Origin of the sequence: Aquimarina litoralis, assembly GCF_019295435.1 — a bacterium.
GTDB classification, from domain to species: domain Bacteria; phylum Bacteroidota; class Bacteroidia; order Flavobacteriales; family Flavobacteriaceae; genus Aquimarina; species Aquimarina litoralis_A.
This window is the reverse complement of sequence record NZ_WEKL01000020.1, coordinates 23,219-37,647: the sequence shown is the minus strand read 5'-3', so window position 1 is coordinate 37,647 and position 14,429 is coordinate 23,219. Positions and strand designations below refer to the sequence as shown.

Here is a 14,429-nt window from a genome sequence, read left to right as displayed (position 1 = left end):
AATAAATATTAATTTATTTCGATAGTTATTGGCCAGCCTATAAATTGTTTTGCCTCTTTTTTACTTACATCTTCATGTCTAGGCCAGCACTCAAAAGTTACTGTTTTTTGATTTTTTTGAAATCGTATCATACCATAACCTGCTCCATTAGATGGGCTATCGGGATTGGCATATGCATGCATGGTGATTTTATTATGAAAACCATCTTGATATTCACCTATCCAAGGAAGCTGATCTGAAGAGGTTGCTGGTTCTGCATCTTCTGGCCACCACCATCTGCTATAAAAATTATTTACAATGGCAGGAACCACAAAGGCCCAAGGACCATCGTCATATGATTCAATTCCATGTTTTATTACGGTTGCTAAGTGTTGATCTCCAGCAATATGAATTGCATTTGCGTTTTTTATAGCCTGTAAAGCTCTATTCCTGCCTTTCCGAGGCCATCCGTTAGAATCCATATCAGCATGTAATCTATTATCCATAGAACCATGTAAATGTGCTCCTCCACAAAATCCGGTTTGCGATAAGACTACTTTAAAAGTAGTTGTCTTTTGATCGCTTCCCCAGGATTCTAAGAATTTAAGTTGTCGGTCGCCTAATAGCTCTAATCCATCTAGATCAACTGTATCAGGATTGTAATTAGGATCTCTGATATGATCAGGTCTTGGTCCAATTTGTGGAATTTTTCCTTTAGGACCTGATTTGAATTTTCTATCCTCAATAATAGCAAAGTCAACACCTCCCCAAATCAAATTGGTGTAATAGACACCTATATTTTGTTGTATTGGAGTTGGATCATAAGGATCTGGAAGATGTGAGGTTTGACATCTTTCTACCATTTTTACATATTCAGGATGGTAAAAATAACCACCATCATCTCCGGCCATAGTAGAAGCTTTTTTACCGTATTCACCCCATAAATTCCCTTGTCCTATATCATGATCATCAGGTATGGTAATACAAGGTCTGGTTCTAAAAACCTCTCTAAACTGTAATCCAAATTTCAACCAAGCAGCAGTATGCTCCTGATGATCATACGATTGATCCCCAGCAAAAAAGACTAAATCAGGATCCTGAAAATTTATGTTTCGGATATAATGATCTCTATCACCTCTATCTTTGTTACTATTACAAGAAAGAGCAGCTAATGTGATCTCATCTTTGTCAGTAGGATTTTTTCTAATGATACCTTCATACGTTGCTTCAGTACTATGTAAAATCCGATAAGATATATTCTCTTTATAGTTCCAATTGTTGATTCTAAAAGTAGCTGACCATCCAAGTTCGTTTACTGTTTGTTTCTGGATTTCCATCCATTCTTCATTTTTCTTGATTTCTAAACGAACTTCTCTAGTTTCATCCGGATACAATGGAAATAACTGTGCTGTTAATTTAAGAGTTTCATTACTAACGGTATAAATTCCAAATGCAATAACTTCTTTTCGCGGAACTTTTACGTCAATAATGGTATTTGCTTTTCTGTTCCACCAATCATTTGTTGCGATGGTATCGATACCTGTAAATGGTGATTCTATATATGTAGGGTCGGATACTTTTTCTTTTTGTGATTTTTTATTTAAACATCCTAGAAGCAAAATAGATAAAATAAGGAAGTAGCAGGCTTTTTTCATGTACGGAAATATGAATATAACAGTTGTGGTTGTGTTATTTGTTAGAAATTGAAAAGTACAAAGTTCTCTAGTTTGTTTAAAAAAATAGACTGGACAAAAACTAAACAAGAAGAAAATGTGTAGGATTGTCAATAAATAATTCTTCACATTTTCTTCTTGGTAATAAAGGCCTTTTGTTTTGTTTTTCAATACTTCTGGGTAAAAATCACTGATCAAAAACTAGATTCTATAAAAATCTTGTCTCATTCGATTTTTCTTACAAATTGATGAGATTTTCACTGATTTATACATAGCGGTTTAGTTTTAAAACAGTGATTGTATAGTTTTCGTTCAGTTGATATTGTAAAGTTGGAATTGATGATATAGTAGTTTTGATTCGATAATATTATTGAATAATTAATAAAAAATGAAAAAAGGTTCTTTTTTAATAATATTGGTTCTTTTGAATATCTGTAAAGGTTGTAAGCCCTCATTGCCAGAGAAAGTAGCTGACGCATATGAGAAACTTCCTAAAACTATAGATTACAATACACATGTAAAACCAATTCTTTCAGATAAATGTTTTGCTTGTCATGGTCCTGATAAAGCAAAAATCTCTGCTGGCTTACAATTGCATTCAGAAGAGACTGCTTTTTTGGAATTGCCAGAATCACCAGGAAAGTTCGCTATAGATCCTGGGAATTTGAAAAAATCAGAAGTTTTTCATAGAATTTTGTCCGAAGATCCTAAACTGGTTATGCCCACTCCAGAATCTTATTTGAAACTCTCTCCTGAAGAAAAAGCAATTTTGATTAGATGGATAGAAGAAGGTGCAGAATATAAAGATCATTGGGCTTTTATTTCTCCAAGTAAACCAAAGATACCTGAGATAGAAACAAACTCCTCAGAGAAAAATCCGATTGACAATTTTGTAATCAAAAAACTATCAGAAAACAATTTGAATTTGGCAAAAAGAGCTAATAAGGAATTATTGTTAAGAAGAGTCTCCTTAGACCTTACTGGTCTACCACCAACCAAAGAAGAATTGTTTGATTTTTTGAATGATAAAAGTCCCGATGCATATGAAAAACAAGTTGATAGGCTTCTGGCTTCAGAACATTATGGAGAAAAGATGGCAATCGATTGGTTAGATTTGGCAAGATATGCAGATACACACGGATATTTTGTAGATCGCTATAGAGATATGAGTCCTTGGAGAGATTGGGTAATTAACTCTTTTAATGAAAATATGCCTTATGATCAATTCATTACTTGGCAGTTAGCAGGTGATTTATTAGAAAACCCAACAAAAGACCAAATCTTGGCTACTGGTTTTAACAGGTTGCATCCCCAGAATTTGGAAGGTGGTATTATAGATGAAGAATTTAGAGTAGAGTATGTCTCGGATAGAACCAATGTGGTAGGACAAGGCATCATGGGATTAACCGTAGCCTGCGCTAAATGTCATGATCATAAATACGATCCGATTTCTCAAAAAAACTACTTTGAATTATTCAGTTTTTTTAATCAGGTAAATGAATCTGGTCAAATTCCATGGGATTGGTCAATGCCTGTTCCTACGATGTTACTTCCTACTAAAGAAGAAGAGCAAATGATGGCGTACATCGATGATCTTGTAAAAAACTCTCAAAATAAAATAAAAGAAGTTGTATATAGTGAAAAGGAAGAAGCAGATCAGTGGATTGCTAATGAAAAGTATCAAAAAGATTCATTTACAGATTCTAAACATCTGGTAGCATATTATGACTTTGAGAACTCTTCTTTACGAAACAATTTAAATTATCGAGATAAAGGAGAAATGAAAACCCAGTTTGCTGGAAATCAAAAAATTGTTCTAAAAGAAGGATACAAAGGGAAGGGACTTCAGTTTGATGGTGATGCATGGTTAGATTTAGATAAAGTAGGAGTGTTTCAGAGAAGTGAGAACTTTAGTATTGGGATACGTGTTTTTATTCCAAAGGATCTAAAAGAAGGAGTTATTTTTCATAAAGCACAAGGGACAAGATTGCATAGTTATCGTGGATATCATCTGTCGATTACAAAAGATAACACTTTTGAGTTGTTATTAGCACACGTTTGGCCAGATAACGCTATCGTTGAGAGAACGATTAAAGAAGTGCCAAGAGATCAGTGGATTCAACTAACAATGACCTATGATGGATCTAGCAAAGCTAGCGGATTAAAGTTGTATATGAACGGAGAGCATATGCAAACTAATATAGAAATCGACAACTTATATAAAGATATTATATTCCATGATTTAAAAGATTATATCTATCCAGAACCCATAGAACCTGGTTTACAAATTGGAGCTAGATGGCGTGGTAAAGGAATTGCAGGAGCAATCGTAGATGACTTAAAAGTATTTACCAAAGAGCTAACTCCTTTGGAAGTTTTAAAACTTTCTGATACTAAGCTTTTAAAACCTCTAATTTCAAAAACATCCAAGGAACTCTCAGATACTGATAAAAAACTGCTTACCGACTATTATTTGTCCGTAAAATCAATTCCTGCTAGAGAAGCAATTTCGTCTCTTCAAGAGATTCGAACCATACAAGCAGATAGTGCAGATAATATTAAAGAGATAATGGTAATGAAAGATTCTCCAGGACTCAGGAAAACATATTTATTAGAAAGAGGGCAATATGATGTCCATGGAGAAGAAGTTTTCTCAAATACACCAAGCAGTTTGCCCGCAATGTCAGAAGATTTACCAAAAAATAGATTAGGATTAGCTAAGTGGCTAACAGACTCCAAGCATCCATTAACAGCAAGAGTTGTGGTAAATAGATATTGGCAGAATTTCTTTGGAAAAGGAATTGTAGAAACCTCTGAAGATTTTGGTAATCAAGGGAGCTTACCAACGCATCCTGAATTATTAGATTGGTTAGCTACTAATTTTATGGAGTCTGGATGGGATCTAAAAGCATTAAATAAACAGATTGTGATGTCTCAGACGTATCAACAAGACTCGAATGTTTCTGACGAATTAAGAGATATGGATCCTGATAATTCATTATTGGCCAGAGGACCCTCTAAACGGTTATCAGGTGAAATGCTTCGTGACAATGCATTAGTAGCAAGTGGATTGTTAAATGCTAAAATAGGAGGCGAAAGTGTAAAACCGTATCAACCAAAAGGACTTTGGAAGATGACACACTTACCCTACAAAAGAGATACTGGAGATAAGTTATACAGAAGAAGTTTATACACTATTTGGAAAAGGACAGCCCCAAATCCAACGATTGCAACGTTTGATGCTTCGACCAGAGAAATATGTATGACTCGAAGACAAGAAACAAATACTCCTTTGCAAGCTTTAGTGTTACTAAATGATCCTACATACATTGAAGCTTCTAAAGTAATGGGTAAAAATATGACAGCTTTTACCTCTATAGAAGAAGGTATTAAAGATATCTATATCCGATTAACAGGAAGACAAATATCTCAAAAAGAGTTACAGTTATTAGTTACTCTTCAACAGGAAGAATATAATAGGTTCAATGGTGATATTTCAAAAGCGAAAGGCTGGTTGGCATCAGGAGATTTTGCTTTTAATCCAGATGATAACTTATCGATGATAGCAGCAAATGCAATAGTTGCCAGTACCATTATGAATTCTGATGCCACTATAACCAAAAGATAATACGATTATGTGCAATCACCACGATACATTACGATCAAATAACAAGGATCTACAGCAGGTAGAAAAAATGATGGACAGAAGAGCTTTTCTAACCAAAACATCATTAGGTTTTGGAGCTTTGGCCTTGGGTTCTCTACTAAATACAGATAAAGCCTGGAGTGCTGTTAAAAATAACGTTCAGCCTGATTTAGGAATGTTTAGTAGAAATGATCTAGGATTACCACATCATGTTCCTAAAGCAAAAAGAGCTATCTATTTGTTTCAGAGTGGCGGGCCTTCACAAATTGAACTTTTTGATTATAAACCGAAGCTAAAGGATCTATTCGGTCAGGAATTACCAGATTCCGTAAGAAAAGGACAACGTCTTACAGGTATGAGTGCTGATCAAACCTCTTTACCTATTGCTCCATCCATTATCGATTTTAAACAATACGGAGAATCTAGAGCTTGGGTGAGTAGTGCTATGCCTTATTTGTCGGAAGTAGTAGATGATATCTGTTTTATAAAATCGATGCAAACTGATGCTATTAATCATGATCCAGCAATTACCTTTTTTCAAACTGGTAGTCAGCAGCCAGGAAGACCTTCTATAGGTTCGTGGATTAGTTATGGTTTAGGTTCTGATAATGAAAACTTACCCACATTTATTACGTTAATCTCTAAAAATGGAGGAGGACAACCTTTATATGCTCGACTTTGGGGAAATGGTTTCTTGCCTACGGAACATCAAGGAGTACAATTTAGAAGCGGAAAAGATCCTGTATTATATCTCACAGATCCTGAAAACTATGATGGGCATAATAGAAGAAATATGTTAGATTATCTAGGGAAATTGAATGATGTACAAAACAGTTTTTATGGAGATCCCGAAATTAATGCCCGAATGTCCCAATACGAGATGGCTTTTCGTATGCAAACATCGATACCTGAAGTAACTGATATGAGTGATGAACCCGAGTATATTTTCGATATGTATGGAAAAGATAGTCGAGATCCAGGTACGTATGCTGCAAATTGCCTTTTAGGAAGAAAATTGCTGGAAAAAGGAGTCAAATTTGTGCAGTTATATCATCAAGGTTGGGATCAGCATATCGGATGCCCAAAAGGAGTGTTAGGAAATGCCCGAAAAACAGATCAAGCAAATGCTGCTTTGATTAAGGATTTAAAACAACGAGGTATGTTTGAAGATACTTTGTTGATTTGGGGAGGAGAATTTGGACGAACGGTATACTCACAAGGAAAATTAACGGCTACAGATTATGGGCGTGATCATCATCCTAAAGCATTCACGATGTTTATGGCAGGAGCAGGTGTAAAACCTGGAATTACCTATGGAGAGACTGATGATTTTAGTTATAATGTAATTAAAGATCCAGTACATACACACGATTTTCAGGCTACATTACTTCATCTTTTTGGGATTGATCATGAACGATTAACCTATAAACATCAAGGAAGAAGATTCAGATTAACAGATGTACATGGACATATTGTAAAAGATATACTAAGCTAATTTTTCTTCCTATGAATAAAGAAAATTCAAGACGAAAATTTATTAAAGGCACAGCCTTATTAAGTGCTGGTGCAATAACTGCTCCCACTTTTGGATTTCATATTATAAAAAAAAATACTTCAAAAATGAACGAGATTATAGGTCACGGAGATTATCAATACAAAATTATAAGAGATTGGGTAGATATCAGTACTGTTAGAAATCCTATTCTTAACTGTCATGAAATGCAAATGGATAGCAAAGGCAGATTAATAATGATGGGAGATCATACGGATAATAATATTTTGATCTTTGATAAATCGGGGAAACTTTTGGATTATTGGGGTACTGCATATCCTGGAGGACACGGTCTTACGTTGTTTGATGAAGGAGGAGAAGATGTGTTGTTTCTCACAGATTCTGGATGGTTTTTGGATAAAAATGGGAAATGGATACATCATAACGGGAGAGTTACAAAAACTACCACCGATGGGAAAGTAATTTTTGATATTGGGCATCCTCAAACGATTGGAATTTACAAAGCTGGAGACCATTTCTGTCCTACAGAAACTGCCGTAGCACCTAACGGAGATATTTATGTAGCAGATGGATACGGAATGGATTATATCATTCAATACGATGCTACTGGGAAGTATATAAGACATTGGGGCGGCAAACAAAATGAGGATCCCAATTATAGATTAGATAATGCCCATGGAGTGGCTATCGATTATCGTGATAAATCAAACCCATTAGTAGTATGTACATCTAGAAATGAAGAATGTTTTAAATGGTTCACGTTAGAAGGGAAATATGTAAAAACATTGCATTTACCAAATATGCAAGTCTGTAGACCTGTTTTCGATGATCAAAATTTATATGCAGGTGTTTGTTGGTCTCAACCTGAAGTCGGACGGACTACCTGGCAAGATCATACAGGTTTTGTAACGATTTTAGAAGACGATAAAGTTGTATCTAATCCTGGAGGAACAAAACCTTCATATGTGAATGGAGAATTACAAAAATCATATCAACTTGAGCATAAGCCAATTTTGCATGGTCATGATGTGTGTATTGATGAGGATAAGAATCTATATATCTGTCAATGGAATGCAAATGGAACGCCTCCATTAAAATTAGAAAGAATATAAGAAAAGTAAAATAACATTCTCAAACTATGAAGTTGGAGTTTGAGAGCTATTGTAATAAAAATATATAAGAATATTCATGAATGAAGCATCTGATCTTGTTTTGTTTTTTGGAAGATTTCATCCACTAGTAGTACACTTACCAATTGGGTTTCTATTTTTTGCATTTATACTAGAAATAGTAGCAAAATACAAGAAAAAAGAGCTATTGAAAGAAGCAATACCATTAGCCTTATTTCTAGGAGCAATGAGTGCTATTATTGCTTGTATATTGGGATATATGTTGTCATTAAGCGGCGATTATGAAGGTGAAGCTTTGGATAAACATTTTTGGTTTGGTATAGCAACTACGATGATAGCGATTCTCGCTTGGATGTTAAAAACGAAACGAATTAAATACATTATTAAAGAATCTGTAAGATTGAATATTGCTACACTTACTTTTATTGTTTTGTTATTAAGTATTACAGGACACTACGGAGGTAATCTAACTCATGGATCAGATTATTTAACAGCCTATTTACCTTTTACTACGAAAGAAAAAAAAGAAGTGCCTAAAATAAATTCTATTGAAGAGGCACAACTATTTGCTCATGTCGTTCATCCTATTTTGGATAATAAGTGTTTGAGTTGTCATAATAATTCTAAGAAAAAAGGAGGACTTTCGTTAGTAGATGAGGTGTCAATTCTAAAAGGAGGAAAAAGTGGTGTTGCTTTCATTGCTGGTAATAGTGAGCAGTCAGAGTTGATTAAAAGAGTTCATCTAGATCCAGATGACAAAGAGTTTATGCCGCCAGAAGGAAAGACGCCTTTAACAGAAGAGGAAATAAAAATAATTGAGTATTGGATAGATCATGGTCAGGCGGATTTTACAGCAACAGTAGGAACGGTAGATACACCAGAAGAAATTAAAAAATTATTGGCAGAACAACTTCAATTAGGCGATGATCATTCTGCTGGGTCAACGATGAGTGTAGCTTCACCGGTGTCAGAAGAAGTTATGGCAAGCTTGATACAACTGGGAGTAAATATGAGAGAAATTGTATCAGAAACAAACCGATATGATGTTTCTATGTTACCTAAAAATAGCAAAGAATTTGATGTGAAAATTGTAAAAGAAATTCTGGAAGAACTCTCAAAAATTAAGAATAATATTGTTTGGTTGTCATTGCCATCCCAAGGAATTACAGATACCCATCTAGAAATAATAGGTAGTTTTAAAGGGTTACAAAAGTTGGCTTTGCAGAAAAATAATATCTCTGATGCAGGTATTCAACATTTAACTAGTTTAGAGCAATTAGAAAGCTTAAACCTACATAGTAACTCTTTAATAACGAATAAAAGTATTCAACAACTTTCTAAATTTAAAAAACTAGAAAAAATATACATGTGGAACACTTCTATTAAAAAAGAAGATAGTATAAACAAGAAAGTAATTTTATAGAAACGAAGTATTACTTAATCTGTACAAATTAGATCATATCTCGATTATTCTTTCTTCAATATTTTAACCACTACAGACTTACTAATGGGCGTATTACTTTTATCTGCGTAATGGTTATAGGGAACTAGGATATTAGTCTCTGGAAAATACGTAGCAATATTTCCTTGAGGGATATTATAGGAAATTATCTTAAAATTTTCTGCTTTCCTTATGACATTGTCATAATTGCTAGTAAGATCAACAATTTCTAAAGCAGCTAGATCAAACTTCTCAATGTCTTTAGGATTCATTAAAACGACTCTTCTTTCATTAAAAATGCCTCGATAACGATCATTCATACCATAGATGGTGGTATTAAATTGGTCATGAGAGCGAATAGTCATCATCAAGAATTCATCTTCTTGTAACTGATGATCTGGTACAGAACAATTACTAAATTGTGCTTTCCCATTTGGTAATTTGCTGAAATCTAATTCACGAACATTATTGGGTAGATAAAAACCAGATCCTTTGGATTTTTTTTCTATTCCTGTAAAACCTGCAATCACCTCTTGTAGTTTTGCTCTTATAGCTGTATAATCTTCGCTTAATGGTAACCAATCTACAGGATGATTTCCTTTAAAAAAAGCATCTGCAATGCCACCGATGATTTCGGGTTCGCTTTTAAGATTATCTGAAGCAGGAGATAGCATTCCTTTTGATCTGTGTACCTTTCCCATACTATTTTCCACGGTAAAAAATCGTGGTTTCCCATCTTTTAGGTCAAATTCAGATCTTCCTAATGTGGGTAGTATTAATGCTGTTTTCCCTACAGTAGTATGCGTTCGGTTTAGTTTGGTGCTTACTTGTACGGTTAACTCACAATTTTGTAAAGCATCAGCAGCATACTGTGTATCTGAAACAGCAGACACAAAATTCCCACCCAATGCAAAAAATACTTTCGCCTTTCCTTCATGCATTGCTTTTATAGAATGTACAGTATCAAGACCTGCTTTAGTAGGAGGCGTAAAACCAAAGACACTTTCTACAGCACTATTAAATACTGGAGATGCATGATGAACGATCCCAACAGATCGATCTCCTTGCACATTACTGTGTCCTCTTACAGGACAAGTTCCTGCACCAGGTTTGCCTAGACTTCCTTTTAGCAATAATAGATTTACACATTCTTTAATGTTTTCGACACCATTTTTATGCTGTGTAAGTCCCATAGCCCAACAAATAATAATCTTATTTCTATGAGCTAGTAGTTCCACAACTTGGTCGATTAAGGAAGGTGATACCCCTGATTGTTTGATCAATTCTTGAACATCAAAACTTTCCAGATGTTCCAAAAGTGATTCATACCCTTGCGTATAATTGTGGATAAACTCATGATCAAACACCTTTTTTGTTTGTTTGTCTAATGCAGCAAGTCTGATAAGAATTGCTTTTAATAAAGCTACATCCTGATTGATCTTAACTTGCAAATGAATATCAGTAAGCGTTTCTCCTCCAGCAATAAGACCTTTTACTTCCTGAGGATTTTTAAATCTGATAAGCCCTGCTTCTTCAAGGGGATTGATACTGATTACTTTTCCACCTTGTTCTTTGCATTTTTGTAATGCTGATAACATACGAGGATGATTAGTTCCAGGATTTTGTCCTATAACTAACACAACTTCAGCTTTTTCAAAATCATCTAGTGTAACGGAACCTTTGCCAATACCTAAGGTTTCACTAAGTGCTACACCACTAGATTCATGACACATGTTGGAGCAATCTGGCATATTGTTAGTACCAAAAGCTCGTATAAAAAGTCCATATAAAAAAGCAGCTTCATTACTGGATCTTCCAGAGGTATAAAAGATAGCTTCATCAGGATCTTTAAGTTGATGTAAGTGTTCGGCAACAAGTGTGTAAGCCTTCTTCCAACTAATCGGTTCATAATGTATGCTATCTGGATATAAGACCATGGGTTCTGTAATCCGTCCACTTTTTCCTATTTGATAATCTGTCCATTGTGAAATTTCTTCTACCGAGTATTTTTTAAAAAAAGCAGCATCTACTTTTTTGTTAGTGGCTTCTTCCGCCAATGCTTTAGCTCCGTTTTCACAATATTCTGCAACTTTTGAAGGTTTATCAGGATCAGGCCATGCACAACCAGGACAATCAAAACCTTCTTTTTGATTCATTTGAGCAAGTCCCTTTAACGATTTTACAACCCCCATTTCTTTAAAAGCATGTTGTAAGGCTACTTTTACAGCTTTAGTTCCAGCAGCATAAGTGGAAGGTTCTTTTACTATTAAATCAGAAAACTCAGTAGATCCAGTGATAGAAATATTTCTTTTGGAATTAGCCATTTTTGTGAAATGAAGAAATTAATGAAATGGAAGATACAATTATCGGTATAATAAATAATCTATTTATAAAAATAAATAGTTCCAGTATATCTATTTCACGAAGATAAGAGGTTGCTTAGAGTAATAATTATACTATTTTTGCAATAAGTTAATTTTTATTGTTGTGTTGAAACCGGTTTCAGAACATCCTAAAATAGAAGTTTCACTAGAAAAAATAGAAACTTCGCAACACGCTTCTTTTCATACAGGAGTGTACAAACAACCCTATTTTAGTAGCAACTGGCATTATCATCCCGAATTTGAATTATTATTGATTGTTAACGGGCAAGGCAAAAGATTAGTAGCGGATCATGGTGAAGATTTTGAAATAGGAGATTTGGTTTTGCTTGGCGGATATTTACCTCATGCTTGGATTCCAGATGCGCGATTTCTTGAGGAGAGTTCTGAAGAGTACTGTGAGTCTATTTATGTACAATTTAGAAAAGATATTTTTGGATCTCATTTTGTGGATGTACCTGAACTCAAAGGAGTTCGTAAAGTACTTCAGGCGTCCGAAAGAGGTATAAAAATTATAGGTAAACATCGAACTGAGATCGCTGAATTACTGCAGGAAATCCCTAGGCTTTCTCCTTTGGATCAATTGCTAAAACTAATTAAGATACTGGATCTTATTAATCTTTCAGGATATCAAGTGTTAGCATCAGAAAATTATTTAAAAAATAGTTTCTATTTTAAATCAAATAGGATTTTGAAGGTTCACGAATTTATAATGGAGCATTATAAACAAGATGTCTCTCTAGAAAAGTGTGCCGAAATGGTAAATATGACGGTATCCGCTTTTTGTAGATATTTTAAAAGTGAAACTAGCTTTACCTTCACCAATTACTTAAATAAAATACGAATAGATTTTGCTAAAAAATTATTGATTAATACAGACATGCCAATCAAAGAAATTGCTTTTGAATGTGGATATAACTCTGTTCCTTATTTTAATAGGCAGTTTAAAAAAATAGAAAAGATTTCACCTTATACCCTGCGAAAATCTGCTAAGGATGGATAATGGCTCCTTTAAAGTGTTTTTTTACTCTTTTAAGATTAGATTTGCAAGGTTTAGCTTTAAAGAAGAATCCCGAAGATTAGATTTATTGATTTTTAAGTGTTCTTTAATGGATTTAGTACCTAACACATATGCTTTCGCATTATTGATAGCATCTACCGCCAATAATTCATCATTATCAAAATACCAAATGGAAAACTTATAAGTAGTTTCCTCTTCATTTCTGATAATTGCTTCATTGTAATCAAAAGGTAAGCCTACCATTTGTAGTTTAATTTCATATTGATCCGACCAAAACCATGGGATCGTATCATAAATAACTTCTTTTCCGCAGATCGAAGCGGCTGCAATCTTTGCTTGATCTACGGCATTTTGTACAGACTCAAGGCGTACAAAACGATTATAATGAGGGTTATGATGAAATGTACAATCGCCAATGGCATAAATATCTTTGTCGTTTGTTTGGCATGCTTGATTCACTTTTATACCATTCTCGGTTTGAATCCCTGCATCTTTTGCTAATTCAGTATTTACTATAACCCCAGTACCTAATATAATTATTTCAGCTTCATACGAGGTTTCATCATCACAAGTGATAGTATTTGTATGGTTTATAGATGTGACTGAAGAAACATTTTTGTTGGTATGAATTTGAACTCCATTTAAGATATGTACATCATAAAAAAATTGACTCATCTCAGGAGATGTCACTCTCGCTAGTATTTTGGATTCGCGTTCCAAAAGAGTAACAGAAGTTCCGAGTTTTCTTAAGGAGGCGGCAATCTCTAATCCTGTATATCGTCCACCAATAATGAGCACTCTTTTGCTGATGTTCTCTTTAACTTTCTGGCGAATTGTAGTAGCATCATGTGCTGTTCTAAGCGTATATACTTCAGTTACTTTATCTAAACCTTTAATAGGTGGAATTAGAGGTCTTGCACCAGTAGCAATTACAAGTTTATCGTATTGTTGTCTAGAACCATCTTCTGTAATGACAGTTTTATGAATACGGTCAATTTTCTTTATAGAAACACCAAGATATAACTTAATATTTTCTTTTTCATAACTTTCTAATGACTTCAGTAAGTTATTATTTGTCTCTTCTGTTGAGGTTAAATAGGATTTCGATAATGGAGGTCGATGATAAGGAGTTTCTGGATCCTTGTCGAATACAATTATAGAACCAGTCCATCCTTCTTTTCTAAGAGAAAATGCAAAATTAATTCCCGCATGACTTGCTCCAATAACCAAACATATTGGAGCTTTTGTGTTTTCGTTAGGCATAGTAATGATTGAGGTAATTAAAGGTAGGACTGGTTGTTATAAGTTTATTGGGCTACTGTGACTATCAACCCATCCAAATTGTCGTTAATTTCTAATTGACAACACAATCTGCTGTATTCAGTTACATTATCATCTAGTTCTAACATATCTTTTTCTATTTCTCCAGGAGCACCTGTTTTTGCGAAATGATCTGGATGAATAAATACATGACAGGTAGCGCAAGAACAAACACCACCACAATCTCCTTCAATTCCTTTGATATCATTATCTACGGCTAGCTGCATTACAGATCCTGAAGTTCCTTCTACTGAAATGGTTTCGTCTTCACTAGTGATAAAAGTTATTTTAGGCATACTTATATTTTTTTAAATTATTTTTTTGA

The 14,429-nt window shown here is 34.3% G+C and carries 9 protein-coding genes; 5 read left to right on the top strand and 4 right to left on the bottom strand.

What is annotated here, in order from left to right; translation table 11 throughout:
• Positions 1–8 precede the first annotated feature (8 nt).
• Positions 9–1,634 carry an alkaline phosphatase D family protein gene (locus GBO31_RS12130; protein ID WP_219008613.1) on the bottom strand — a complete coding sequence of 542 codons (1,626 nt, stop codon included), beginning with the start codon at positions 1,632–1,634 and terminating at the stop codon, positions 9–11.
• A 442-nt stretch (positions 1,635–2,076) separates the two neighbouring features.
• Between GBO31_RS12130 and GBO31_RS12125 the strand changes: the two genes are divergently transcribed.
• The 4 genes from GBO31_RS12125 (at position 2,077) to GBO31_RS12110 (ending at position 9,364) form a co-directional block, all read left to right on the top strand.
• Complete coding sequence (locus tag GBO31_RS12125) at positions 2,077–5,280, top strand: DUF1553 domain-containing protein (RefSeq protein WP_246615854.1); 3,204 nt, start codon at positions 2,077–2,079, stop codon at positions 5,278–5,280.
• Positions 5,281–5,287: 7 nt separating this feature from the next.
• On the top strand, positions 5,288–6,793 hold the full coding sequence (locus GBO31_RS12120) for a DUF1501 domain-containing protein (protein WP_219008611.1): 1,506 nt from the start codon (positions 5,288–5,290) through the stop codon (positions 6,791–6,793).
• A gap of 11 nt (positions 6,794–6,804) precedes the next feature.
• A complete protein-coding gene (locus tag GBO31_RS12115) occupies positions 6,805–7,923 on the top strand; it encodes a 6-bladed beta-propeller (RefSeq protein ID WP_219008610.1) in 1,119 nt (372 codons plus the stop codon).
• 76 nt (positions 7,924–7,999) lie between these two features.
• A complete protein-coding gene (locus GBO31_RS12110) occupies positions 8,000–9,364 on the top strand; it encodes a c-type cytochrome domain-containing protein (RefSeq protein ID WP_219008609.1) in 1,365 nt (454 codons plus the stop codon).
• Between the two features lie 44 nt (positions 9,365–9,408).
• Here GBO31_RS12110 and GBO31_RS12105 read toward each other — a convergent pair whose 3' ends face one another.
• Complete coding sequence (locus GBO31_RS12105) at positions 9,409–11,706, bottom strand: FdhF/YdeP family oxidoreductase (protein WP_219008608.1); 2,298 nt, start codon at positions 11,704–11,706, stop codon at positions 9,409–9,411.
• Positions 11,707–11,869: 163 nt separating this feature from the next.
• Here GBO31_RS12105 and GBO31_RS12100 point away from each other — a divergent pair, with 163 nt between their 5' ends.
• On the top strand, positions 11,870–12,766 hold the full coding sequence (locus tag GBO31_RS12100) for an AraC family transcriptional regulator (RefSeq protein ID WP_343211313.1): 897 nt from the start codon (positions 11,870–11,872) through the stop codon (positions 12,764–12,766).
• 21 nt (positions 12,767–12,787) lie between these two features.
• Here the strand turns inward: GBO31_RS12100 and GBO31_RS12095 are convergent, their stop codons facing one another.
• Together GBO31_RS12095 and GBO31_RS12090 are read right to left on the bottom strand one after the other, a co-directional pair.
• The gene (locus tag GBO31_RS12095; protein WP_219008607.1) at positions 12,788–14,047 is read right to left on the bottom strand and encodes an NAD(P)/FAD-dependent oxidoreductase; all 1,260 of its coding nucleotides are present in this window, start codon (positions 14,045–14,047) and stop codon (positions 12,788–12,790) included.
• A gap of 44 nt (positions 14,048–14,091) precedes the next feature.
• Entirely contained in the window at positions 14,092–14,400 is a 309-nt protein-coding gene (locus GBO31_RS12090) for a 2Fe-2S iron-sulfur cluster-binding protein (RefSeq protein WP_219008606.1), read from the bottom strand.
• Between the last annotated feature and the right edge of the window lie 29 nt (positions 14,401–14,429).